Annotated in this window: 25 protein-coding genes; 18 read left to right on the top strand and 7 right to left on the bottom strand. The window is 62.3% G+C overall.

What is annotated here, in order from left to right; genetic code table 11:
• Positions 1-57 precede the first annotated feature (57 nt).
• The 3 genes from N5A92_RS27565 to N5A92_RS24305 all read right to left on the bottom strand — a co-directional run bounded on the left by N5A92_RS27565 (position 58) and on the right by N5A92_RS24305 (position 2,397).
• A complete protein-coding gene (locus tag N5A92_RS27565) occupies positions 58-456 on the bottom strand; it encodes a GrpB family protein (protein ID WP_425248638.1) in 399 nt (132 codons plus the stop codon).
• Between the two features lie 158 nt (positions 457-614).
• Positions 615-1,358, bottom strand: a complete 744-nt coding sequence (locus N5A92_RS24310) for a class II aldolase/adducin family protein (RefSeq protein ID WP_260906964.1) — start codon at positions 1,356-1,358, stop codon at positions 615-617.
• A 73-nt stretch (positions 1,359-1,431) separates the two neighbouring features.
• Entirely contained in the window at positions 1,432-2,397 is a 966-nt protein-coding gene (locus tag N5A92_RS24305; protein WP_260906962.1) for a Bug family tripartite tricarboxylate transporter substrate binding protein, read from the bottom strand.
• A gap of 310 nt (positions 2,398-2,707) precedes the next feature.
• Between N5A92_RS24305 and N5A92_RS24300 the strand changes: the two genes are divergently transcribed.
• Positions 2,708-3,706, top strand: coding sequence for an NAD(P)-dependent oxidoreductase (locus tag N5A92_RS24300; RefSeq protein ID WP_260906960.1), 999 nt, complete (start codon positions 2,708-2,710; stop codon positions 3,704-3,706).
• Here N5A92_RS24300 and N5A92_RS24295 read toward each other — a convergent pair.
• Both N5A92_RS24295 and N5A92_RS24290 read right to left on the bottom strand, forming a co-directional pair.
• On the bottom strand, positions 3,666-4,943 hold the full coding sequence (locus N5A92_RS24295) for a LysR family transcriptional regulator (protein WP_260906958.1): 1,278 nt from the start codon (positions 4,941-4,943) through the stop codon (positions 3,666-3,668). The two genes, N5A92_RS24300 and N5A92_RS24295, sit on opposite strands and share 41 nt — an antisense overlap.
• A 72-nt stretch (positions 4,944-5,015) precedes the next feature.
• Positions 5,016-6,647 carry an aldehyde dehydrogenase family protein gene (locus N5A92_RS24290; protein ID WP_260906956.1) on the bottom strand — a complete coding sequence of 544 codons (1,632 nt, stop codon included), beginning with the start codon at positions 6,645-6,647 and terminating at the stop codon, positions 5,016-5,018.
• Between the two features lie 112 nt (positions 6,648-6,759).
• Here N5A92_RS24290 and N5A92_RS24285 point away from each other — a divergent pair, with 112 nt between their 5' ends.
• Genes N5A92_RS24285 through N5A92_RS24275 form a run of 3 tightly spaced genes read left to right on the top strand, consistent with a single transcriptional unit; the run spans position 6,760 to position 10,529 of the window.
• Positions 6,760-8,526 carry a thiamine pyrophosphate-binding protein gene (locus N5A92_RS24285; RefSeq protein ID WP_260906954.1) on the top strand — a complete coding sequence of 589 codons (1,767 nt, stop codon included), beginning with the start codon at positions 6,760-6,762 and terminating at the stop codon, positions 8,524-8,526.
• Positions 8,527-8,562: 36 nt separating this feature from the next.
• A complete protein-coding gene (locus tag N5A92_RS24280; protein ID WP_260906953.1) occupies positions 8,563-9,012 on the top strand; it encodes a tripartite tricarboxylate transporter TctB family protein in 450 nt (149 codons plus the stop codon).
• Positions 9,012-10,529 (top strand): tripartite tricarboxylate transporter permease, encoded by a 1,518-nt coding sequence (locus tag N5A92_RS24275; RefSeq protein WP_260906951.1) that lies wholly within the window; start codon positions 9,012-9,014, stop codon positions 10,527-10,529. The genes N5A92_RS24280 and N5A92_RS24275 overlap by 1 nt, the downstream gene beginning before the upstream one ends.
• Before the next feature lie 369 nt (positions 10,530-10,898).
• On the opposite strand, the gene N5A92_RS24270 is transcribed toward N5A92_RS24275, so the two are convergent.
• Positions 10,899-11,828, bottom strand: coding sequence for a LysR family transcriptional regulator (locus N5A92_RS24270; RefSeq protein WP_260906950.1), 930 nt, complete (start codon positions 11,826-11,828; stop codon positions 10,899-10,901).
• 153 nt (positions 11,829-11,981) lie between these two features.
• Between N5A92_RS24270 and N5A92_RS24265 the strand changes: the two genes are divergently transcribed.
• The 14 genes from N5A92_RS24265 to N5A92_RS24200 all read left to right on the top strand — a co-directional run bounded on the left by N5A92_RS24265 (position 11,982) and on the right by N5A92_RS24200 (position 22,662).
• Positions 11,982-12,734 (top strand): methyltransferase domain-containing protein, encoded by a 753-nt coding sequence (locus tag N5A92_RS24265; RefSeq protein ID WP_260906948.1) that lies wholly within the window; start codon positions 11,982-11,984, stop codon positions 12,732-12,734.
• Positions 12,735-12,822: 88 nt separating this feature from the next.
• Positions 12,823-13,788 (top strand): Bug family tripartite tricarboxylate transporter substrate binding protein, encoded by a 966-nt coding sequence (locus tag N5A92_RS24260; protein ID WP_260906946.1) that lies wholly within the window; start codon positions 12,823-12,825, stop codon positions 13,786-13,788.
• A gap of 96 nt (positions 13,789-13,884) precedes the next feature.
• The gene (locus N5A92_RS24255; RefSeq protein ID WP_260906945.1) at positions 13,885-14,619 is read left to right on the top strand and encodes a class I SAM-dependent methyltransferase; all 735 of its coding nucleotides are present in this window, start codon (positions 13,885-13,887) and stop codon (positions 14,617-14,619) included.
• A 30-nt stretch (positions 14,620-14,649) separates the two neighbouring features.
• A complete protein-coding gene (locus N5A92_RS24250) occupies positions 14,650-15,126 on the top strand; it encodes a tripartite tricarboxylate transporter TctB family protein (RefSeq protein ID WP_260906944.1) in 477 nt (158 codons plus the stop codon).
• Positions 15,127-15,129: 3 nt separating this feature from the next.
• Positions 15,130-16,641 carry a tripartite tricarboxylate transporter permease gene (locus N5A92_RS24245; protein ID WP_260906943.1) on the top strand — a complete coding sequence of 504 codons (1,512 nt, stop codon included), beginning with the start codon at positions 15,130-15,132 and terminating at the stop codon, positions 16,639-16,641.
• Entirely contained in the window at positions 16,641-17,276 is a 636-nt protein-coding gene (locus tag N5A92_RS24240) for a malonic semialdehyde reductase (RefSeq protein WP_260906942.1), read from the top strand. The genes N5A92_RS24245 and N5A92_RS24240 overlap by 1 nt, the downstream gene beginning before the upstream one ends.
• Before the next feature lie 18 nt (positions 17,277-17,294).
• Entirely contained in the window at positions 17,295-17,855 is a 561-nt protein-coding gene (locus N5A92_RS24235) for a DsbA family protein (protein ID WP_260906941.1), read from the top strand.
• 280 nt (positions 17,856-18,135) lie between these two features.
• On the top strand, positions 18,136-18,804 hold the full coding sequence (locus tag N5A92_RS24230; protein ID WP_260906940.1) for a DUF6088 family protein: 669 nt from the start codon (positions 18,136-18,138) through the stop codon (positions 18,802-18,804).
• On the top strand, positions 18,801-19,055 hold the full coding sequence (locus N5A92_RS24225) for a nucleotidyl transferase AbiEii/AbiGii toxin family protein (RefSeq protein ID WP_425248637.1): 255 nt from the start codon (positions 18,801-18,803) through the stop codon (positions 19,053-19,055). The genes N5A92_RS24230 and N5A92_RS24225 overlap by 4 nt, the downstream gene beginning before the upstream one ends.
• Positions 19,056-19,660: 605 nt before the next feature.
• Positions 19,661-21,175: a group II intron reverse transcriptase/maturase gene (gene ltrA / locus N5A92_RS24220; protein WP_260906939.1), complete on the top strand. Its 1,515-nt coding sequence runs from the start codon at positions 19,661-19,663 to the stop codon at positions 21,173-21,175.
• A 132-nt stretch (positions 21,176-21,307) separates the two neighbouring features.
• Positions 21,308-21,646 (top strand): nucleotidyl transferase AbiEii/AbiGii toxin family protein, encoded by a 339-nt coding sequence (locus N5A92_RS24215; protein ID WP_260906938.1) that lies wholly within the window; start codon positions 21,308-21,310, stop codon positions 21,644-21,646.
• A complete protein-coding gene (locus N5A92_RS24210; protein ID WP_260906937.1) occupies positions 21,622-21,882 on the top strand; it encodes a nucleotidyl transferase AbiEii/AbiGii toxin family protein in 261 nt (86 codons plus the stop codon). Before N5A92_RS24215 ends, N5A92_RS24210 begins: the two co-directional genes overlap by 25 nt.
• Positions 21,837-22,094: a hypothetical protein gene (locus tag N5A92_RS24205; protein ID WP_260907045.1), complete on the top strand. Its 258-nt coding sequence runs from the start codon at positions 21,837-21,839 to the stop codon at positions 22,092-22,094. Before N5A92_RS24210 ends, N5A92_RS24205 begins: the two co-directional genes overlap by 46 nt.
• A 127-nt stretch (positions 22,095-22,221) precedes the next feature.
• A complete protein-coding gene (locus N5A92_RS24200; protein WP_260906936.1) occupies positions 22,222-22,662 on the top strand; it encodes a hypothetical protein in 441 nt (146 codons plus the stop codon).
• A 514-nt stretch (positions 22,663-23,176) separates the two neighbouring features.
• On the opposite strand, the gene N5A92_RS24195 is transcribed toward N5A92_RS24200, so the two are convergent.
• Positions 23,177-24,061: a GNAT family N-acetyltransferase gene (locus N5A92_RS24195; RefSeq protein WP_260906934.1), complete on the bottom strand. Its 885-nt coding sequence runs from the start codon at positions 24,059-24,061 to the stop codon at positions 23,177-23,179.

Raw genomic sequence — 24,061 nt, 5'->3', positions numbered from 1 at the left:
GTGACGTCAAATTACATATCGGTAAGCTTGGCTGACTGGCCGCCGAAGATCTGTGAGTTAAGATGGGTATCCATCAAGAAAAAACTTGTCGTTCCCCCGATCTTCTTGATTGGGCTCATGCCGCACGAGCATAATGTGATGTACTGCTGATAGGGACGGGTGGGCTCCTGGGACGCCAGAATTTTCGGCATAGTCGTAGCCAAGCTTGACCAGTGGATCAACGCATAGCCTCCAATCCGAAAACGGACGGATTCCTACCAGAATATCTATGATCGGCTTTGGCCGCATTCCGACGACCGCTGTCGATCCGTAGTGCTCAATACCCTTGGCGATCTTGCCGAGGGCTGCCGCGATTTGATCTCGCTCAGGGCGATCGTTCTCACCCGCAGCCTTCCAGCATCGCCGAGGCCATAGTCTTCTGGCCGGACTAGCGGGCACGCCGCTTGGAAAATTCATCGCGGCGCTGACCATCGGCAGCGTACCCACCGCGCTCTATCTCATGCGGCTCAGAGCACGGTGGGGAACTTAGTGCCCAATAGCATGAACCAGCTGCGCGGCAACTGTTCAGCCGATTCGTGGTTAAGGTCCAGGATGTCGCCCCAGGCGTCCGCTCCTCACCAGCCCGTGCTTGAACGAACCTCTTCGCGCCAAAGGTCCCAGGCACGCATGCCGGCGGTCTGGTTCGGCAGGTCCGCAAGTTGCCCTTCCTCTTCGCTGAGAAAGGCAATTGTTCCATTTTCTGCGAGACCTGTCGTCCATGTCTGGATACGGGCATTGACCTCAGTGTAGATGGCCCTGAAAACGGCAATCTCGAGTTTTAGGCCGCACGCGACCGAGCCATGCGCCCGCATCAGCGCAACATCCTTGTCGCCCAGCGTCTCGGCGAGGGCACGCCCCTTGGCGCAATCGCACACCAGCATGTCGGTTGCACCAAAGTTCCGGCTTATGTCGAAGGTAGGCACGCCCGCCGAGAGAAATGCAGCGTTGTGAAACATGGCATGCATGGGCCTGTCGATCAGTCCGAACGGAATGACTGAGGGAGAATGGCTGTGGACCACAGCGCCGACATCGGGGCGGCTGCGGTAGATCTCCCCATGTATGAAGCGTTCGAGAAACCCCTTGGGAGCATCGGGATCGATGCTGTTGCTGTCGAGATCATATTCGACGATATCGCCGGGTGTGACGAGCGCAGGGGCAATCGACCGCGACAGCAGATAGCGGTCGGGACGGGCAGGATGCCGTATCGAGACGTGGCCGAATGCATCCACCACCTCCTGCCGCGCAAGAATTCGGCTCGCTGCCGCAAGGTCGGCTAGCTGTTCGAACGAGACACCGGTAAGGTGGCTGGATTCCGCCATCGTTGAATTTCCAGTCGATCAAACCGCAAATCCGGCACGCCACAAGACGCGCCGGACAGTGGGGTTGGGGCAGTTACTGCGTGGCAGAAACCATTTCACGCCACAGTTCGATGTCGGTCTGCATGAATTGCTGGACAGCCGGAAGGTCGCGTTCGTGGACGACAACGCCGGCATCGGCAAATCGGGCTCGCGCATCGGGATCGCCCAGCACCGTGTTCACCGCCGCGTTGAGCGTCGCCTGGATGCCGGGATCAGTGGCTGCGGGAACAAGCAGGCCCACCCAGGACGAAACGACAAAGCCTTCATAACCCTGCTCGGTGAAGGTGCCAACTCCCGGCACTGCGTCATGGGGTGTGTTCGCAGCAATACCCAGGCCGGTGAGAAGGCCTTCGCGGATGAAGGGATAGACGGAGTTCGACGAGGCTACGAGTTGAACCTCGCCGGAAATCGCTGCCTGGTTGGCCGGTCCGCCGCCCGAATATGTGACCTCGATGACGTTGTCGAGTTCCGCCAACTGCTTGAGGAAATAGGACATCGTCACCTGGGATCCCGTACCGATACCCGCATGGCCAAATGTGACGTCTTCCTGGGTTTTGGCCCATTCGATCAGTTCGGCCAGGTTCTTCACTGGAACCGAGGGATGGGCGGCCAGCGTCTCTGGCGAGGAGACCGGAACTGCGACCGGTGCCAAATCGGAAACCTGATATTCGCGCTGCGCGCCAAGCGCTTCCGAAAGGGCGAAACTAGCGGTTGTCACAAGCACCGTATAACCATCCGGGTCGGCGGCAGCGACACGTGCTGCGGCAATATCGCCACCTGCGCCGCCCTGGTTTTCAACGACCACGGGCTGTCCGAGTTCCCGGCTGACCCCGTCGGCGATAATGCGTGCCATTGTGTCGGCAAAGCCGCCGGCGGAAAACCCAACGACGAAGGTGATCGGTTGCTCGGGATATGATTGCGCGACGGCTACCGTGCCGTAGCTCACCGACAATCCCAGTCCAAGGATCATTGCCCGGACGATGTTTTCAGAACGTGCCATAAGTTCCTCCCTTTAAGTCTGCATGTTTGCGGCGCGCGCCGCATGGCGATGCCTAAGGCATCGGAATTTCTGCGCCCTCGTGGCGCAGCGCGAAATTGCCGGCCGGGTGGAGAGATGCGCCCCGACACAGATTTGCCCTCGCTTCCTGGATGGCAGAGAACGGCCCCAGCAAACCAATTGGAAATATGAAACGATGGATAAGTTCTCATTTCGCGCCGCGCGCAGCTCTTCACCGCGTGAGTGCTCTGCACTAGTGTCGCCAATGTTTCGCAAATGCTGATAACGGCCGGCCTCGCACATGAATGTCGCCATGGAGATACCTGATCGTTCTGCTGGTCGGCCACCCATCACCCGTGTGGCCGTGCCCGCTATAGCCTTCGCCCAGCATCCAGGGCTGGTGGAGCGCCTTCTCGCGCTCTATCCAGACGCCAAGGTCAACACCGAAGGCGGCATCTACTACCGGGGCGAGGATGAGACAATCGACTACCTGGCCGGCTGCGAGGCTGCCATCATTTCATTCGAGAAGATTACGGACCGTGTGCTTCGCGCGTTGCCGGACCTGAGGGTGGTCTCGAAGCTTGGCGTTGGTCTCGATCAGATCGATCCCATCGCGATGCGCCGCCATGGCGTGCGGCTTGGCTGGACACCGGGCGTGAACAAGCGAGCGGTAGCCGAACTGGCGCTCTGCCTTGCCATGGCGGTGCTGCGCCAGGTTCTGCCGTGCAACCTGTCGATGCGCGCCGGGGACCGTCCCTTGACACGGCTCGGGCGGCAGTTGAGCGGCCGTGTCGTCGGCGTTCACGGCGTGGGCGAGATCGGGCAGGAGTTCATCCGCCTGCTCCAGTCGTTCGGGTGTCGCGTGCTTGGCTGCGATATCAAGGATCGCTCGGCCTTTTATGCCCAATATGGGGTTGAAGCTGTCAGCGCCGAGGAGCTGGCAGCGCGCTCGGAAGTACTCTCGATCCATCTCAATCTCAACCCGACCACGCGCAACCTGTACGATATTGGTATGTTGCGCAGCCTGCGGCCGGATTGTGTGCTGATCAATACGGGACGAGGCGAGGTGGTCAATGAACACGCCCTTTATCGTGCGCTCACCGAAGGCTGGATAGCCGCTGCCGGTCTTGATGTGTTCGAGACCGAGCCGGCAACCGATGACGCGCTCTTGAACCTTCCCAATCTGGTTGCAACGCCGCATATCGGAGCAGGATCGATCGAGGCCCGCTGGGAAATGGGCATTACCGCAATCGAGGGACTGACCGATAATTTCATTCCGGTCCCGGGAAAGCCACCTTTCGAGTTCTTTTAACGTGCTTGCCGGCGGTCCGAATGAGGGGCGCCTCGGCCGCAGCCTCAACAAGCTCGTCGACAAGGATTTTTTGCGCCAGGCTCGGCGCCCAACCGCTGCGAAGCGTGAGCCCGATCGGGCGCGCGGTATCGGGCAGTTCGAGTGGCAGGACTTCAAGCAGGCCGCTCTCTTCTTCGATCATGATCTGCCGGCGTGAAACCATGGCAATCCTGTCGCTTGCCAGCAAGGACGCGCGCATGCACACATTCGAGCTTACTTCCAGAATGCGCTTGGGCTCCATGAGGGCCCGCGATCGGAATACCGCGTGAAAGAGGTCCCGGGTCGGCGTGCCTTTGCTGGAAACGATCCAAGGGTAACCAATGGTATCGCTCAGCGAGACGGTTCTTTGCCGTGTCAGGGCGTGGCCCTTGCGGACCACGATGGACAGAGCATCGCTGAACAGTTCACGTTCTTCCACATCGGGGTAGGGCGCCGGTGTCCGCAGGGCGCCGACGACGACGTCGATCTCGCCGCTTCTGAGGCCCGCCATCAGCCCGGAATACGTACCTTCGAGGATGCGGATCTGCAGGTCGGGCAGACGGTTGAGCAGCCGCGCAACTGCCTTTGGAACGATATCGACACGGGCCAGCGGCATCGATCCGATGACGATGCGGCCGATCCTGTTGCCGCGCATGTGCTCGATTTCCTCACGGGCGCTTTCGATTTCGCGCACGGCGAGCTTGGCGTGGCGGGCAAATATATCGCCGCCCGCCGAGAGGACGATGCCATTGGCGGACCGTAGAAACAGGCGTGTGCCGAAGATGAACTCAAGTGCGCGCACCGTGCGCAGGAGCGAGGTCTTTGAAATTTGCAGCGTCTCGGCTGCGGTTTCGAAGCAGCCAAGGTCTGCAACGGCGATCATGGTGCGCAAGTGCGCTGAAGTAAGATGAGTGAGCGGGTCTCGCGCTGCATCGGCCCTGGCCTTTCCCTTGGGCATAATGGCTATTGAAGCAAGTGTTGCCAGCGCACGATCGACCCGATGCAGGAGCACGTTGCCATACTCGGTACAATACATGCCGGTCGGCGTGCGCGTGAAGAATGTTTCGCCGAATTCGGATTCGAGCTTGGAGACGGCCTGGGTCACGGCCGGCTGAGACAGGAATACCTCCGCCGCCGCGCGCTTGATGCTGTTGTGGCGTGCGGTCAGGCTGAAGGCTCGCAAATGCCGCAGATTGGGCAGCGATTGTAAAAGATGCATCGGTTTCCTCCCAGAACCGGCACCAGACTATGACGGGCTGCGGCCGCCAGCAAGACTGGCCGCCGCCCGCCGTTAGTCGAGGATTATGTTTATAACCTTTTCCTCGGTGTAGCTGAGCATGTCTTCATAGGACTCCTCACTACCAGTACCCGAATTCTTTTTGCCGCCGAATGGCACTGCCGGAAAATGGCTGCCGACGCCGTTGACCCAGATCACGCCGGAGTCGATACGGCGCGCAGTCTTGAGGGCCGTGTTTATGTCGCGTGACCAGACCGAGCCGGTAAGGCCATATTCGAGCGAATTGACGACCTCGATGGTCTCGTCGATGTCCGTCCATTTGAACACCGCCAGTACCGGACCGAACACTTCCTTTTGTGCCAGCGTCATATCCGGGCGCATCCCGGAAAAGATCGTCGGCTCGTACCAGTAGCCGCCCTCGGGGTATTCCGGGCCGGCCGGGCGCTTCCCTCCGGTTTCAAGCTTTCCGCCTTCCGTGATAGTGGTTTCAACGAACCGGACAACCTTGTCATATTGAGCCCTGTTGTTGATCGGACCGACCTGAGCCGTCGGATCCCATGGATTGCCAATCTTGCGGGCCCTGACCTTGTCGATCACCTCGGCGAGCACCTGGTCGTGGATGTCGGCATGCAGGAACAGGCGGCTTGTCGAGCCGCAGGACTGGCCCTGCCAGCCGAAATTCATGCCCCTGACCGCGGCATCGGCCGCCTTCGCAAGATCGGCGTCAGGAAATACGATCATGGGGTTCTTGCCGCCCAGTTCGAGCGAAATGTTCTTGACGGCGACTTCGGCAGCGCGGCGTTGGATGAGCTTGCCCGTCTCGACCGAGCCGATGAAGCCGATGCGCTTGACCTTTGGATGCCGCACGAGCGCATCGCCGGCCTCCGGTCCAAGACCGGTGACGATGTTGACCACGCCTTTGGGAAAGATGTCCTTGCACAAAAGGGCAAGATAACAGGCCGAAAGCGGGCTCTGGTCGGCAGGTTTGATCACGACGGTGTTGCCCGTGATCAGTGGTGCAGCCATCTTTGCGGCCGCGAACATCAGCGGATGGTTGAAGGGCACGATCTTGCCCACGACCCCGTAGGGCTCGCGTACCGTAAGATGCAAATTGTTGGCCGAGGCGGGGATGGTCCGGCCTTTGAGCTCATAGCCGAGCCCGGCGTAGTATTCGAGCTGATTGGCGGCATTGACCACATCGTGGTGCATTTCGGCGATGGTGTTGCCGGTGTCACGCACCTCGATATCGAGCACGGCATTGGCATGTGCGCGCAACGCGGCAGCGAGCTTTTTGAGGTAGGTTGCACGCTCGGGCATCGAAAAGGCCGCCCATGCCCGCTGGGCGCGATCGGCCGCTGCGACGGCCTGGTCTATATCTGCAGCAGTCCCGCGCGGTACACTGCCCATCACCTCGCCGGTGCAGGGGTCGTAGGAGTCGTAACGCTGTCCACTCTCGGATTCGACGATCTCACCGTCGATGAGCATGCGGGCGGCGTTCATGTCGAAATCAAGCTTTGTCATCGTTGCGTCACAAGTCCCTTTATCGCCGCCAATGGAGGAACGCGCGGCCTTCCAGTGAAGGCTAACGGGATAAGCCCGCCCCGCCGAAGGCTCAAATTGATTTCGGGTTCGACTTGATAAGTTACGGCCACGCCTTCCGAACTTTGGCCCGACGACCGTATCCATCCTGCCCATCGAGATATTAGTTTTAGGTTCCGCCGGCTTGCGCACGCACACTGCCGCCATCATCGTTGAGACGATTTTGCGACGCTTGGCACAATGCAAGGAAGACGAGGCTTTGAACCTGAAGACGGAAAGATCAGAACCCGCCAGCGCAAGTGTGGCCGGCTGGGCCAGCGACGTTGCCGCGCAGACCATCCGCGAACTCGGCTACCGTTACATCGCCATGGTGCCGGGATCGAGCTTCAGGGGGCTGCAGGACAGCATCGTCAACCTGCTCGGCAACGCATCCCCCGAAATCGTAATGGCGCTGCACGAAGCTCAGAGCGTATTCATCGCGCAGGGCTATGCACGGGCGACCGACGAGCCAATGGGGGTGGCCTTGCATGCAAATGTCGGCCTGCTCAACGGCGCCATGGGGATTTTCGATACCTGGTGCGACCGTCAGCCGATGCTGGTCATCGGCGCCACCGGACCGGTCGACGCAGATAAACGGCGTCCCTGGATCGACTGGGTCCACACCGCCCGCGACCAGGGCGCGCTGGTGCGCAACTTCGTCAAATGGGACGATCAGCCGAACTCGACCGAGGCCACGGTGGAGTCACTGCTGCGCGCGCACCAGATCGCCAACACCGAGCCCTCCGGGCCCGTCTATGTGTGCCTCGATGCGGGAATACAGGAGAGCCGGCTGTCGCATCCCGTCGCCATACCACCGGTCGAGCGGTTTGCTCCGCCGCCGCCACCGGCAGCGGGCCCTGCGAGCATCAGCGCACTCGTCGAAGCCTTGCGAGCGGCCAAAAGGCCACTGCTGCTTTTCGGGCGTGGCCGCAGAAGCCTGGAAGCCTGGAACAAGCGCGTGGTGCTGGCCGAGGCGTGCGGCGCGACGGTGCTGAGCGGCACACACGCCGCCGCGGTATTCCCCACCACGCACATCCAACACGTGCTGCCTCCCGTGGGAGAACGGCCCACAAGTTTGGAGCGGGACCTCGTGGCGGCTGCCGATCTGATCGTAAGCTTCGACTGGCACGACCTCGCAGGTTTCCTGAGGGCTCGAACCGGGGCGGCGCAGACACAACAGCCGCTCGACGCGCGGATTGCGAGTGTGTCGCTGGAGCCGGTGCTCGCCAATGGCTGGAACATGGACCACCAGGCCCTGCCGGCAGTGGATATTCCAGTGCTCGCCGACCCGGACACGGTGGTTGGGCAACTGGTCATCGCGCTCGGCGGCGAGAAGATGCCAAGCCGGCTCATCGAGGCTGAACATTGGACGGCCCATGCCGATTGTGAGCGGGCGAAGGCACGCGGGTCCGAATTGACCGTTCAGGATTTGGCCTGGGTCGTAACCGGCGCTCTGCAGGGAGAGCCTGTTACCTATGCGCGGCTTCCTTTCGGCTGGCCGACTATTGCCTGCGTTTTTGAGCATCCGCTAGCATTCCTGGGCAAGGACGCGGGCGGCACGGTAGGCAGCGGGCCCGGACACACGGTCGGTAGTGCGCTGGCCCTCAAGGGGAGTGGCCGGCTTGTCGTTGGCATCATCGGGGATGGTGATTTTGCCATCGGCATGCAGGCGCTCTGGAGCGCGAGCTATACCGATACGCCGGCCTTGTTTATCGTTGCCAACAACCGGTCTTATTTCAACGACGAGGTCCATCAGGAGCGCGTCGCCCGTGAACGCGACAGGCCGGTCGAGAACAAATGGATCGGCCAGAGGATCGAGCCCTTTGTCGACAATGCCGCAATCGCGCGGGCGCAGGGCTTTGCCGCCCTTGGGCCACTCGAGGGCGAGCAGGCCGTACGTGATGCGTTGGAGGAGGCCGTCCGCGTCGTCCAGAGCGGTGGTCGCGTATTGCTCGATGTCGTGGTCAAGGGAGGCTATGGGGAATGAGCGCAGGTGATCGTTGCCCTGCCGGGGGAGCGGATCATGTCCCGCTGTAACCCTGCCGATGTCGCAGGCGGGCTGTTCGTCGCCGCCATTGGCGCGGCCTTTGCAGCGGTGGCAGCCGGCTATCCACTCGGCCAGCTCGCAAATCCCGGGCCGGGGGTGTTTCCATTGGCGACTGGGATCATCACCGCAGTCGTAGGACTTGGTATCGCAGTCAAAGGCTTCCTGCGTTCGGGAGAGGTGCGTATCACGATCTCCCATCGCTCCGTCATCGCCGTGGTTGCGTCGGTCGCCGCCTTTGCGCTGATGATCCGCCCACTCGGGTTGGTCCCAACCCTTTTTGTGGTTGTGCTGGTAGCAGCGCTCGGTTCGAGCAAAAGCCGCCCGCTGCATGCGCTCGCGGTTGCCGTTGCCACTGCTGCCGGGGGGTGGCTGGTGTTCATCGTCGGCTTGGGGCTGCCGATCCCGGCAATTAGGATGCCGTTCTGATGGCCGAACTGCTCCAGGGATTCTCGGTAGCGCTATCGGCCGAAAATCTCGCCTACTGTTTCATCGGCGTGTTTCTCGGCATGGTCGTGGGCGTGCTGCCTGGAATTGGTTCGCTCGCCGCGATCTCCATGCTCCTGCCGATCACGTTCTATCTCGATCCAACCACTGCGATCATCATGTTGGCCGGAGTCTATTACGGCTCCGAGTATGGTGGCTCCACCGCTTCCATCCTGCTCAACCTGCCGGGCACGCCATCGAACGCGGTCACCTGCCTCGACGGCTATCCGATGGCGCAAAAGGGCAGGGCGGGTGTTGCGCTTTTTGTCACCACCATAGCGTCCTTCGTTGGCGGGTCCCTGGGGATCATTCTTCTGACCGTGGCGACGCCGGCCTTCATCTCGTTCGCCATGATGTTCCAGAGCAAGGAGTATTTCGTCGCCCTGCTGCTCGGGCTGATCATGGCGGCGACCATTTCACAGGGAAGCCCGGCCAGAGGGCTGGCCGTGCTCGGCGTCGGGATATTGCTCGGGTGTATCGGTGCCGACATCCAGACGGGCATGGCCCGGTTCACCATGGGCCGAATCCAACTGTTTGACGGCATTAGCATCGTCATTGTGGCGATGGGCCTGTTCGGCGTTTCCGAGATCATATGGTCGATAGCCGCGCACACGACGCCCATCATCAAGGACCGCATTACGTTGCAATCCCTGATCCCAACGCGCGACGATATCGCTCGCTCGGCGATTCCGACACTGCGCGGCACAGCCGTTGGCAGCATCGTAGGGCCGCTACCGGGCGCTGGGCTGGCCTTGGCATCTTTCTTCGCCTATGCCCTCGAAAAAAGGTTTTCCCGCCGCCCGGAGGCCTTCGGAACCGGTATCGTCGAGGGAATTGCGGCGCCTGAAGCCGCCAACAATGCAGCGGCGCAGACCGCATTCATTCCAACCTTTGCGCTGGGTATTCCCGGTACAACGACCATGGCCATCATGCTTGGTGCGATGATGATGCACGGGATTGTTCCCGGGCCCCAGTTCGTGCGCGAGAATTTCGACATGTTCTGGGCGGTGGTTGCGAGCTTCTGGATCGGCAATCTCATCCTGTTGCTGCTCAACATCCCCTTCATAGGTGTTTGGGTGCGGCTCCTGAAAATCCCCTATGTGCTTCTTTATCCGGCCATCATTTGCCTCGTATGCATCGGGGTCTATTCCCTGAGTTATTCTGTATTCGATGTGGTCCTGCTGCTCGGGTTCGGCCTGCTCGGCTATGTTCTGCGCCTTATCCGGTTCGAGGCTGCGCCGCTGCTGATGGGCTTTGTGCTGGGTCCGTTGCTTGAGGAAAACTTCCGCAGGGCGCTTCTGCTGGCTCAGGGCGATCTGCTCACGCTGTTCTCGGGTCCCATCAACACCACCATGCTTACGCTCGCTGGTCTGGCGTCTGCCTGGGCGATATATGCGCGAATACGTGCTCTGCGTCGCAGCGAACCCAGCACTCTGCCTGCTGCTTCCGAAGATGCTTGAGCTTGCTTACTCAGCTTCGAGTGGCGAGGGCCTCGTGCTCGATGCCTCCAACGCGTGCTGCCAGCATGCAGGTCGCACAATGGCAGTTTCGAGGTCGGTGGATGGGACGCCGAGCCCAACGCTGGCCGAGCCCGGGCCGGGTCACCCGGTTCGCGGCCGATGCGGCGGAGATCGTCGTGTCGATCGCTAGCGACGGCTCCAGTTCCAGTGTCCGGGCCCTCTACACGGGCCGGAGGGCTTACTGTCGACGGACGTATCGGCGACCTTCGTCGATTTGAGCTCGGTGCAACCCGACGCCAGGGAGTTCCTGGCGGAACGGCTCGCGGTCCAGGAGCTGCAGTTTCCATGATGCCGGGCGCCGGACATATCTCACCTGGGCACCCTGGCGCCTTGCCACGCGCCGCTCTCGATCAGCCTGCGGGTCACGGTCACGAGCGCGTCCGAGACCGCCTGAAGCACCGGGTTGCGCAGGTTGGCGGTGCGGATTGCCATCGACAGGACCCAACTGATCTTGTCCGGGTCGAGCTGCGCGTAGGACAGGGGGCTGTCCTCGGGCAAATCCGCGATCGAAGACAGCGTGGTCAGCGAATACCCCTTGCCCGCCATCAGGAGCGTCCGAGTCACCACGAAACTGTCGACCTCGGCCTGGACGTTCAGCACGAGGTTCTGGTCCTTGAACGCCTTTTCGACGAGCAGCCGCCGGCTGTTGGGCGAGGACGGCAGGATCAGCGGCAGGTTCTCCAGCTCGCTGAGCGCGCAGGGGTCGCCCAGGAGCGACAGCATCTCGCGCCGCGCGACGAGGTGCATGTCCTCCACAGCGACGGGGGTGAGTTGCAGGTCGCGGTGCGGCAGCGGGTCGTAGAGCAGGCATACATGGACGGTCTGCGACAGCAGCCGGTCGTGGTTCTCGGCGCTGATGCCCTCGATGGTGCGAATGCGAATGCCCGGGTGGCGGTCCGCCAGGTAGGCGAGGAGGGCCGGCACGAGGAGCTGCCCCGCGGCCGCCGGAACGCCGACCGTGGCGTTCCCGGCGACCACGTCGACCTGGGACCGGACTTCGTGCTGGATCTGGCTGAACTGATCGAGGATGTCCTTCGCCCGCCGGCGCAGCAGCCGGCCCGAGCGGGTCATCTCGATGCCGTTCCGGGAGCGGTCGAACAGGCGGGCGCCGAGATCCTGTTCCAGCTGCTTCACGCTGCGGCTGAGCGCCGGCTGCCCGATCCGGAGCTGCAGCGCCGCCTTCGAGAAACTGCGGTTGTCGGCGACGCTGACGAAGTAGCGGAGTGCGCGCATGTCCATGACCGCCCCCATTCATTTCAGGCATATTCAGTATTCTCTGATTGCCTTGGACGTCAACTCGGCTGGGGAGGTACCCTTTTGGAGACGGAGGGGTCCTCGCGCTGCCGCACAGTCAGTGCAACTCCCGGATCCCGGATTTTGGGAGGAGCCCGAATGGGAAAAATCGAACTCAAGAACCCGCTGCCCGAGGGCACGACGCCGTGGGACCTGATGCAGGCCTTCGACGCCAAGCGCTTCGGCGAGGACGTGTTCGACCTCGAGAACCAGAAACGGTGGGCCACGGCGATCTTCGTCGGCGGGCTGCCATATATGTGGCGCAAGGCCTACGTGGTCCTCGACATGATCTACAATCTCTGCGAGCTCGAAGAGGGCTCCAAGGTCTTCCTGATCGGGGAGTCGCTCGAAAGCTGCGGCTTCATCGACGACATCAAAAGGCGCATCGGCGCCTCGGGCGAGCTGACGGCGATCGACAACCAGGAAGAATGCCGCGACGCGATGTTCCACAACAAGGTCGGCCGCGGCGGCCAGCGCGGGACGTTCAAGTACGACTACTGCAAGGATATCCCCGACAACAGCTATGACGCGGTGCTGAACCTGCAGGCTATCCAGCATGCCGACGACTGGACCGAGGCCGGGGCGGAGTTCGTCCGCATTCTGAAACCCGGGCGGCGGCTGGTAATGGCCGAGATCATCCTCGGCGGGCCCGAGCAGATCTTCAAGATCAAGCAGGACCTGCATCTGGATCACCTGATCACCAAGATCATGTCGCGGATCGCGACCCGGTTCGAGGACTTCCCCTACTACAGCCCCGGCGAGTTGAAAGACGCCTTCAAGGGCATGCTGGAGGACATGGACGAGTTCGAATGGCGCGGGCTCGAGGTGTTCTGGGGACGGAAACCCGGATGAGCGCCCGGGAGGGAGATGGAGCGGGGTAGGGCAGGCGGATTTGCCCCGCGCGGAGAGACGGCACGCCTGCGAACCAAGGGAGGAAAACATGAAACGTATCGTCAGACGCACGGTACTGGCGTGGCCGCTGGCGCTTGCCATGACGGCGCAGTTGACCGGGACTGCCGGGGCGCAGAACTATCCCAACGACACGATCACCTTCGTGGTCGGGTTCTCCGCCGGCGGCTTCGCCGATTCTGTGGCGCGGATCATGGCCGAGCACGTCGGCTCGGTGCTCGGCGCCACCGTGATCGTGGAGAACCAGGCCGGCGCGGCGTCGAACATCGCCGCCCGCGCGGTGGCGAGCGCGGAGCCCGACGGCTACACGGTGCTGGTCAGCACCACCTCCCTCGCGATCAATGCGACGATGTTCCGGAACATCGACTACAATCTGATGGAGGACTTGATCCCGGTCGGCATCGCGGTGCGTGCACCCGAGACCCTCTCGGTCTACCCAGGCCGTGCCGCGAGCCTCGAGAAGTTCATGGCCTCCGAGGGCACCTACAGCAGCGCCGGCGTCGGGTCGGGCTCTTACTTCACCTGGTACTCGTTCTTCGAGAGCGTCGACGGCGCGAACGTCGTGCACGTCCCGTTCCAGGGCGGCGCGCCCGCGACGCAGGCCGCGATCGGCGGCCAGGTCGACGCGCTGGCGGCGACGGCCTCGGGAAACACGGTATCGAACGTCACCTCGGGCCAGCTCGACTGCCTCGCCGTGGCAGCGCCGGAGCGCTATAGCAAGCTGCCCGACTGCCCGACGCTGGAAGAACTCGGCTATCCGAACCACTACGGCTCGTCGTGGGTCGGGTTCTGGGTCCCGGCCGGCACGCCGGACGACATCGTCGAGACCCTGAACGAGGCCATCAACTCGATCGCCGAAAATGCTAACGCGGCCGAGAACCTGATGCGGCACGGCAACCTTGCCGGCATGAACGCCGCCGACACGCTGGACTTCATGCAGTCCGAGGTCGACACTTGGGGGGAACGGGTCATCGCGACAGATGCGCAGATCGAGTGACGCATGCGTCCGGGCCGGCTGCCCGCCCGGACGCGTTTTCCGAGGCTGAAGTCCGGGGGGGGCCGCGGCAGCAGCCCCGCCGACGGGAGACGAAGCATGCTGGAGATCGACGGAAAGAAAGTCTCGCCGTGGGACCTGATGCAGTCCTTCGACGCCGATCGTTTCGGCGCCGACATCTTCGATCCGAAGGAGCAGGCGCGCTGGTGCCGGGCGATCCTGATCGGCGGGTTGCCTTACATGTGGCGGATCGCGCGGCCGGTGCTGGACGAAATCTACCGTATCGCCGAGATTGAGCCGGGTCACAAGGTGCTGCTGTTCGGCGAGGCGCTGGAAAGCTGCGGCTTCATCGACGATGTGAACAGGCTGGTCGGGCCCGGAGGCGAAGTCACGACCATCGACATCCAGCAGTACGCCCGCGACATGTCGATCGGCGGGGTGCCGGGCAAGAACGGCATCATCGGGACCTTCCCCTACGATTTCTTCGGTCATCTCCCAGAGGAGTCCTTCGACGTGGTCCTGAACCTGCAGGCCATCGAGCACGCCGAGGACTGGACCGAGGCGGGGGAACGATTGCTGCGCGTGCTGAAACCCGGGCGGCGCCTGGTGATGGCCGAGATCTTCATGGTGACCAAGGAACTGCCCTGGAAGATCAAGGCCGACCTGCACATACAGCACCTGATCGACAAGATCTTCGCCGGCATCGGCCGTACACTGGAGGGCAGGCCCTACTACAGTCACGCGGACTTGCGGCAGGCGTTCGACTGGATGCTTACCGACACCGACCACTTCGAATGGCGTGGGCTGGAGGCGTTCTGGGGCCGGAAGCCATGACCGCGCCCTCGGGCCGGGAAAGGGACACCCATGACTGACGCGATCCGCATTCGCGCGCCGAAAAGGTTCTACGCCGGCCTTGTGCTCATCGGGATCTGCCTGTTCGTGTTCTGGGCCAACCATGGCATGACGCTCGGCACACCCCGGATGATGGGTCCGGCGATGTTCCCGAGGATCCTCGCGGTGATGATCGGTATCTCAGGCGCCGTGCTCGTCTTGCTGTCGCTGAACTTCGACGGCGAGAAGCTGGAGCGCTTCTCGATCCGCGGCCCGTTCTTCGTGACGCTCTCGATCATCGCCTTCTCTCTGACGATCCGGTCGATGGGCATGGCGGTCGCGGGCATGCTGGCGCTGACGCTCAGCGGCTTCGCCACCCCCGAGGCGCGCCCGCGCGAAGTACTGATCTTCGCGGCGGTCATGACCGTGCTCAGCATCCTCCTGTTCCACTACTTCCTGGGGATGTCGGTGAAAATACTCGATATTCCCGGGACCGGGATCGAGTTTTGAGCGGTGGGCGACCTCTTCGCACATCTCGCCCACGGGTTCACAGTCGCCCTGTCGGTCCAGAACATCCTGTTGTGCTTTGTAGGCTGCCTGCTCGGCACGCTGATCGGGGTGCTGCCCGGGATCGGGCCGATCGCGACCATCGCGATCCTGTTGCCGATGACCTTCGGCTTCCCGCCGGAAAGCGCGCTGATCATGGTCGCCGGGATCTACTATGGCGCACAGTACGGCAGTTCGACCACTGCGATCCTGATGTCGATTCCGGGCGAGGCGAGCTCTACCGTGACCTGCCTCGACGGCCACGAGATGGCCAAGCGCGGCCGGGCCGGCACCGCGCTTGGCATCGCGGCCATCGGGTCGTTCTTTGCCGGGACCGTGGCGACCGTGTTCGTCGCGGCGCTCGCGATCCCGCTGACCTCGGTCGCGCTCTCCTTCGGACCGGCGGAGTATTTCTCGCTCATGCTCATGGGCCTCGTCTTCGCGGCCGCGCTGGCGCGCGGGTCGATGTTCCACGCGCTGATCTCGATCATGGTCGGCGTGCTCCTGTCGACGGTCGGGCCGGACCTGATGACGGCGCAGCTCCGCATGACCTTCGGCGTCCCGCAGCTCGCCGACGGATTCAACTTCGCGATCCTCGGCATGGGACTGTTCGGGATCGGGGAGATCCTGCGCAACCTCGAACAGTCGACGTCGCGGGAGGTGTTGAAGTCCACAATCGGCCGTCTCCTGCCCGGGCGCGAGGATCTGCGCCGCTCGTTCTGGCCGATGGTGCGGGGTACGGCGCTCGGCGGCAGCCTCGGCATCCTGCCGGGAAACGGCGCGGTGCTCGGCGCCTTCGCCTCCTATACCATCGAGAAGAAGGTCGCCCGCAATCCGAAGGAATTCGGCTACGGCGCCATCGAGGGCGTCGCCGGTCCGGAATCGGCGAACAACGCCGGGGCGCAGACTTCCTTCATCCCGCTCTTGACCCTCGGCTTGCCGCCGAACTCGGTGATGGCGATCATGATCGGCGCGATGACGATCCACGGCATCGTGCCGGGCCCGCAGGTGATCAACTCCAATCCGGAGCTGTTCTGGGGGTTGATCGCCTCGATGTGGATCGGAAACCTGATGCTGCTGGTCATCAACCTGCCGATGATCTCGATCTGGGTGAAGCTCCTGACGGTGCCCTATCGGCTGCTGTTCCCGGCGATCATCCTGTTCTGCTGCATCGGGGTCTATTCCCTGTCCGGTTCCACCGTGGACGTGCTGATCCTCGCCGCGTTCGGGCTGATCGGCTACACGATGTGGAAGTTCGGCTTCGAGCCGGCGCCGCTGTTGCTCGGCGTCGTGCTCGGCTCGCGGATGGAAGAGGCGCTGAGGCAGGCGCTGATCATCTCGCGCGGGGACTTCTCGACCTTCGTCACCCGGCCGATCAGCGCGGTGCTGCTGACAGTCACCGTGTTCCTGATCCTCATCGTCGCGCTGCCCGAGATCAGAAAGCGCCGCGAGAAGATCTTTGTCGAAGAGGAGGACTGATGGCGCCCACAGCCCACAAGGAAAGAACCCGCATGGACGATCTGCCCGCCGCCGACCCGGCCGTGCTCGACGCTCTTTTTCTCGAAGCGCACACCTGCTACAAGTTCTCCGACCGGGAGGTGCCGGACGATCTGCTCGGGCGGATCTACGATGTCGCTCGTGTGGGCCCGACCAGCAGCAACGGCAGCCCGATGCGGGTGATCTTCGTGAAGAGCGCCGAGGGCAAGGCGCGGCTGATGCCGGGCGTGAGGCCGAACAACGTGCCCAAGGTGGAAAGCGCGCCGGTGACGGCGGTATTCGGGATCGACCAGGAGTTTTATGAGCACTTCGACCGGCTCGCACCCCACGCGATCGACCGGATCGCCAACTACCGCAAGGACAAGGATCTGGCGCAGCGGGCCTCGTTCCGCAACGCAACGCTCCAGGCCGCCTACTTCCTGGTCATGGCGCGCGCACACGGGCTGAGTTGCGGGCCGATGTCGGGGTTCCTGCACGACGTTGTAGACGATACGTTCTTCGAGGGTGGACACCGCGTGAAATCGAACTTCCTCATGAATATCGGTTATCCTGCCGAGGGCGCCTTCCGCCCGCGGGGCTACCGGTTCGGCTTCGATGAAGTCTGCGAGATTATCTGAAACGGAACGGGACGTGATATGACATCCGACGGCGGCACTTGGGGTGAACTGGTCTGGGGGCGGGGACCGAAGCTGATGGACTGGTTCCTGGAGCCGACCTGTCCGCACTGCGGCAGGGCATTCGGCAAGCTGCTGCCGCTCCTCGAGCGGGCCGGAGAGGACCGGCTGACCGTGCGGCTGACCGTGCACTCGCAGCCCTGGCACCTGTTCTCGGGCGTCGTGAGCCGCGCGGTGCTGGCGGCGACGCTGACGCCGGAGGGCCGGGACGCGGCTTACCGCGTGATGGCCGCGGTCTACGAACACCGCGAAGACTACATCGCCACCGACCATTCCAGCGGCCCCAACATGGACGCGCCGCCGTCGACTATGCTGCAGCGGATCGCCGACCACTGCGGGCTCGACCTGCGCGCCGTCTTCGAGCGGAAAGAGGCCGGTGACATGCTCAAGCGGCACATACGCTTCGCGCGGCAGAACGGCATCCACGCCTCGCCGACCTTCATGGTCGACGGCCTTGTGAACGACAAGCTAGGCAGCAGGGACGAGGTGGACACGTGGCTCGGCGAACTCGGCCTAGCCTGACCGGACCCGGCCGACGGCGGTAGGGGGATTGCCACCATCCTGATCGGTCTGGCGTGGTATCGGCTGTTCCTGCAGCTCAGGACGCTCGGCCGGGTCTGAACGACACAGGGCAGCCCGCAGCGAGGCGACGACCGGAGGATTCTCACAGATGCAATCCGAAGCATAACTTGGAAGCTGTGGGGTAACATCAAGTGGCGGCAGTTCGATAGCTGCTGTCCGAAGATTGTCACATTTTTCGGACTCCCTTGCCGATGTCCGAAAAATGTAGCATATTTCGGACATGACCGCTCCAGCTCAAGATACCGATCTGCGCACCAGGCTTCTGGCCAGGGTCGCGTCTCAGCTCGATGAGGTCTGGACGCCCGCCGACTTTGCCGATCTCGGCGGGCGCGCCGCCATCGACAAAACCCTTCAGCGGCTCGCCGCCGCCGGCGAGCTCCGCCGCATAGACCGCGGTCTTTATGATCGGCCGCGTAAGAACTCACTGACGGGACACCCCACCGTTCCGGATTATCGGGCTGTGATCCGCGCCGTGACCCGTCGCGACCAAGCACGGGCCGTTGTCGACGGTATGACCGCTGCAAACGATCTCGGTCTCACCACAGCCGTACCGGCTCGCATCGAAGTGTTGGTCGATGCACGGCTAAAGCCGATCAAACTCGGTAAACAGGAGATCCATTTCAAGTTCGCTGCACCGAGCCGCCTCTACTGGGCCGGCCGGCCCGCCATGCGCGTCGTCCAAGCGCTGCACTGGATGCAGGACATGCTGACCCAGGACAGCGAGCACGAGCGCGTTCAGGCCGCGCTACGTCGCTTGTTCGCCGATCCGAAGCATGGCAAGGCGATCCGCGACGACCTCCGCACCGGCCTTTCCGCCCTGCCGATCTGGATGCAGGAATTTTTGCGCGACCTGATCAACCCCAACGATGCCAAGGTGGGGCAGAAATGAGCACGGCTGCCTACAAGCAGGTCGTCGAGACCCCTGCGCGGGACCGGCTCGATTTGTTCCTTGCGACCGCCAACCGTCTCGGAGCACCAGTGGGCAACATCGAGAAGGACTTCTGGGTCTGCTGGACCTTGAACGCGCTCTATCATGAACGTCCCGCCGGCGCGCCGCGCCTCCTCTTCAAGGGCGGCACATCGCTGTCGAAAGCCCACAACCTGATCCAGCGCTTTTCCGAAGATATCGGTGCGCCGTGACGGCGCGGGAGGGTAGTATGACATAGTTAGAACCCCTCCTAGCTTTGCTGATTTTCGACCGACGGCTGCAATGCCGTCCCTTTCGTGGGAACAACGAAAGGAAGGGGACCGAAAAGCTGGACCGGGTGTCGCCGGTTCGGTGCCATAAGCAGATCGGTCTGAACCGTACCGGACGGAAGCCATCACTACCGGGCCGGGCTACCGCAGTGCTCATGGTGAGACAACGAAGTGCGTGATTGAAGCCTCTGAATATCCGAGAAGTTTCCCAACCGTGATGGCGGGGGAGACAAATAGCGCGATCAGACATGGCAGGGCTCAATGTTCCCTGCTGAGGGGTGCGAGAAATACGCACTCGGGGTGGGCGAGTTCCTTTAACCCACTCTCCGCATCGCCAGGGGTATAGCGCACCACCTACAGGCACGAAGGTTGAAAATCGGAACACGGGAACTTGAACCGTCTGCCCGGCAGGAACCGGGCTAGCCGCGACGACCGGAGACGGGCGTGTTCAAGGGCGGAGCCTCCGTAGTAGTCCGAGTCCGGGAAAGCCGGGCACATGGCGAAGGGAGGCAGGAAGATGATCGGTTGGCATGACGGAGGAGTGATCTGTGGACACGGATCATCAGGCTGATGAAGCTTGGGTACTCGGCGTTCAGCGCAAACTGTATCAGTGGAGTAAGGCGAATCCCGACGATCAGTGGCGGGACATGTGGGGCTGGTTGACAGACTCGCGCATGCTTCGTCACGCTTGGCGTCGCGTGTCCACCAATAAGGGAGGTCGCACGGCCGGGGTCGACGGGATGACCGTGGGACGCATCCGGAAAAGGGGAGAACAACGCTTTCTCGACAGGCTTCAGGCTGAACTACGCTCTTGCGCGTACAGACCGAGCCCGGCGAGGCGCAAGCTCATCCCCAAAGCCGGTAAACCGGGGCAGTTCCGGCCCCTGGGCATTCCCACGATCAAGGACCGCGTCGTACAATGCGCGGTCAAAACACTTCTGGAGCCAATCTTCGAGGCGCAGTTCTGGCATGTTTCCTATGGGTTCAGGCCCGGACGGAGCACGCACGGCGCCTTGGAGCATATCCGACGGGCTGCTCAGTCGCATAAACGCGGCGGGGATACCCGGAGGCACGGGATGCCATATCCGTGGGTCATCGAGGGAGACATCAAGGGCTGCTTTGACAACATCAACCATCACTATCTGATGGAACGGCTACGCAAACGCGTCGCCAACCAGCGGGTGGCACGGTTGGTCGGGCAGTTCCTGAAAGCCGGCGTGCTGGCGGAGGAGCAGTTCTTCCGCACGGAAGCCGGAACCCCGCAGGGTGGGATCATATCACCGCTGCTCGCCAACATTGCGCTCAGCGCGATTGAGGAGAGATATAAACGGTGGGTGCATCCTGATCTGACGGGGAGGTCTTCACGACAATCGATACTCTCGGCGGCATCGGGTAGACGTATGTGGGATCGCAAGACAGGGCACTGCGTGTGCTTCCCCGTACGCTATGCGGACGACTTTGTGGTGCTGGTCTCCGGTACGCAGGAAGAGGCTATTGCGGAGAAATCCGCGCTGGCAAAATACCTGCAGGAGACGACAGGCCTCAAGCTGTCACCGGAAAAGACGAAGATCACCGCAATGACGGACGGGTTCGAATTCCTCGGGTTCCGCTTCGTCATGAAATGGGACAGACGCTACGGATATTGTGCACGTGTACAAATCCCCAAGGCCAAGTCCCACGATTTCCGTCACAAAGTCAAGGAGTGCACCGGGCGTACCAGCGCCAGAGGCACCCTTGGTGCAAAGCTGCAGGAGCTTAATCCCATCCTGCGCGGATGGGCGAATTACTTCCGTTTCTGCTACGGAGCCAGCAACGTGTTCACCAGCCTCGACTGGTACACCGGGGATCGGCTCTGGCGCTGGCAGCGGAAGGTGCGCCCAAACGCCAACGCGAGCGAAATCGCAAAAGGTAGACAACGCAGCAGTCGCCGTCCGACGGTGAGACTGTGGCGCGATGGGTCCGTCGAGCAATATATGCTCGCATGGACTCCCGTCTGCCGGTTTCGTCTGGCGTGGATGGGAACGCCAAACTTCGCCATATCTTCTGGCGAGCCGGATGCATAACGAAAGGTGCACGTCCGGTTCTGCGAGGGGTGGTGAGAAACGGGCCGCCGCAAGGCGGTACCGCGCTCGCCACCTACTCTACACATCACCGTATTCCGCGACGATCTCCACGAACCGGCATCGGTCGAGGACTTGGAGGCCCTCTCGAACAAGAAACGCCGCGCCAGGCTCGACGCAATCCGGGACGCGTGCCGCGCCTATATCACCGGCCCGCTCCGAGAGCTTCTTGCCGAGCAGCTCGCCGACATTACCAGCGGAGCAGGACGTATCGAGATCGACGAAGCCGATCCTGACGGGCAAACACTTCTGGTCTGGTATCCGGAGGTCGAACCGCGCGACGGCGCCTATGTGCGGCCGGCCGTTCGAATCGAAGCCGGTGCGAAGTCGGCGCTTGATCCGAATCGGCCCGTCACGATCCGCCCCTACATCGCCGAAGAGGTGGCGGAATGGACTTGGCCGTTGCCGACGTAACCACTGTCGATGCCACACGAACCTTTTGGGACAAAGTCGTCATCGCGCATGGTTTGCGCCGCTGGTACGAGCGGCGCGGTGTCCTTCGGCAGGAAGGTCAACGCGTATCACGACACTATTACGACCTTCATTGCCTCCTCAACTCGGCTGTCGGCCATACTGCGCTCGCGGATCGCGACCTCGGCGCCGATTGCGTTCGACATGCACGGATGTTCTTCAACCGGCCTACGATCTAACCTCAGCGCAGCCAGGGACATTCGCCATCGAGCCGGTCGCCGGCATGGTAGCGGTGCTCAAGGATGACTACGCCAACACGACCGCAATGATCTTCGGAGCGGCACCCGAATTCGATGACGTGCTCGCGTCTGCAAAGACGATCGAGCACCATCTGAACGAGGTTGCAACTCGACACGTGCAAGGGGAGGGCGATGCCGGTAAGGAGAGCTGAGGGCATTGTTGGCAGGATGTTGAAGCGCCAGTTCGAACAAGGGGACGACGGTGCCTTTGTGTGCCAGGAATCCGGTGCACCGGGATTGGTACTTTGTCCGGAATCTTAAGATGAGCTGAAGCGGACCATGGATCGGCTCACCCTCTCCTACGTCTGGAAGCAGAAACAGATACCTGTCGTGCTGCGCAGAACGGGGCGAGGCGAGCGAATTCGCGTTCGACTACCATTTGCCGACGACAATCGGCACTGGCCTCAGAACGGGCGGCGAACAGCACCCGAATGGATCGGCGGCACCGAAGCCTACTGGGAGCTGCCGAAAGCCTGGTTTAACGACCTCGTCGATCGAGCGTTGCTTCGATATGGCAAGATCTACATCATCCAGCCGTGCCGCGAGCAGGAAATTTGCGCGAGGGCATGCCAGAAAGCGCGCGGTCATGAATGCCAATGCTCCTGCATGGGCGCCAACCACGGTGCCGGCAACGACGGGAGCTGGTTCGAGGTGTCGGACACATTCTCCACCCGCTGGGGCGTGCGTGAACTCGCCTGCCGCTTGCTCACGACAAGATAGACGCCGCCGTCACGATTCGAACTGATCCCGCCGGAAAGCTGTCTAGATAGCCGGACAGCGAACAAACTTTTCGGCCACGTTGCCAAGAAAGACACGCTGGATATGATGTCCTGCTCCCTCGACGAGACTGCGGACGACCAGGGGCAGTTCCCGCACCGAGCACTGCACGTCACAGGTTTCTGGCCTGTCCCGAATCAGTGGTCCATCCTCATCGAGAGGGCCGGACGCATTCGGGTGGAAGATGGCGCCGATACTGTAGCATGCGGCTAGTCAGATCAGCCGACTGGGATTTCAACCAAGCCGCTCCGTACCCAGCTGATCCCGTCAAGCGCCAGTGACGAGCACGCAGAGAACAAGGCACCCGAAAGCGTCGAGAATGCCCGAAACAGAGCCGCCGCTCGCGTAAAATACACGCTCACGATCAAATGAAACGAGCATTCACCATCGTTTGTGACCGCTGCTTACAATCAGCGAAATACGCAAACATTCGGCCTCTGCTGTCCCTGAAAGTCCCTCAACCTGTCGCCTGCGCGGCCAGTGCATAGACCGCGGCCTCCGGCGAGGCGGCCAGGGGCCACTGTCGGCCGAGAGACATGCGCGTTACCGTGTCGTAAACCGGCAGGCCGGACAGCGTGAGGAATTGCGTGAAGGTGCCGGTGGTCGCACCAGTATCGAGCCGCACGAACTTGCCGATCCGGGCGGCAATATGGGGCCGCACGACTGTCGCGGCATCTTCGTCATTTGCCGCGAGGACCGGACCGATGACCGTTCCCCGCCCGAAGAGCCGCGCGAGAGCATAGGCCGCAAGCTCGCCGTCGCGGTAAAGCACGATGCCTTCTGACCGCTCGACAAGCATTGAGAGAAGGCGTGATCGGTTCGTGCCGGTCGTTCGCTTGTCCAGAGCCAGCAATTCTGCATGGTCGGCGCGCCGCAATTCTCTCATTTCCCCTCCGTTAACGGGGCCGACGTCAGGCGGGATCGCCGCAATCCCCTGGTGCTGATTGATCGTCCGTTCATCTGAGAAACTGTAGGAGCGATAGAGGCGGTAAGCATCCCGCGTGGCATGAAGACCCAAGGCGCGGCCTCCTATCTGCTCAAGCACGTGTTGCATCAGCCACTTACCCCCGCCATTGGCCTGTAGCCGTGGCGAGGTGATCACCATGCCGATCGTGGCGAAGTCCTTGCCAAAGGGAAACCACATGGCTGAGGCGTGGACGCGGCCACTCGCATCCACCGCTACATAGCCTTCCCCGTACTCGCGCAGGAACTGCCAGTCCTCCGCCCTATGGGGCCAACTGACGCTCACCGACAACGCATGCAGCGCCGTCAAGTCGGCCTCGCGGATATCCTGCCGGCTGACAGTGATGGCGTCGAGGGGAAAGCTTTCTTCGGGCAACAT

The sequence above is a fragment of the Chelativorans salis genome (assembly GCF_025336525.1).
Classification (GTDB): Bacteria; Pseudomonadota; Alphaproteobacteria; order Rhizobiales; family Rhizobiaceae; genus Chelativorans; species Chelativorans salis.
Note: the sequence above shows the minus strand (reverse complement) of the source record. Positions and strands in the feature narration are given on the sequence as shown.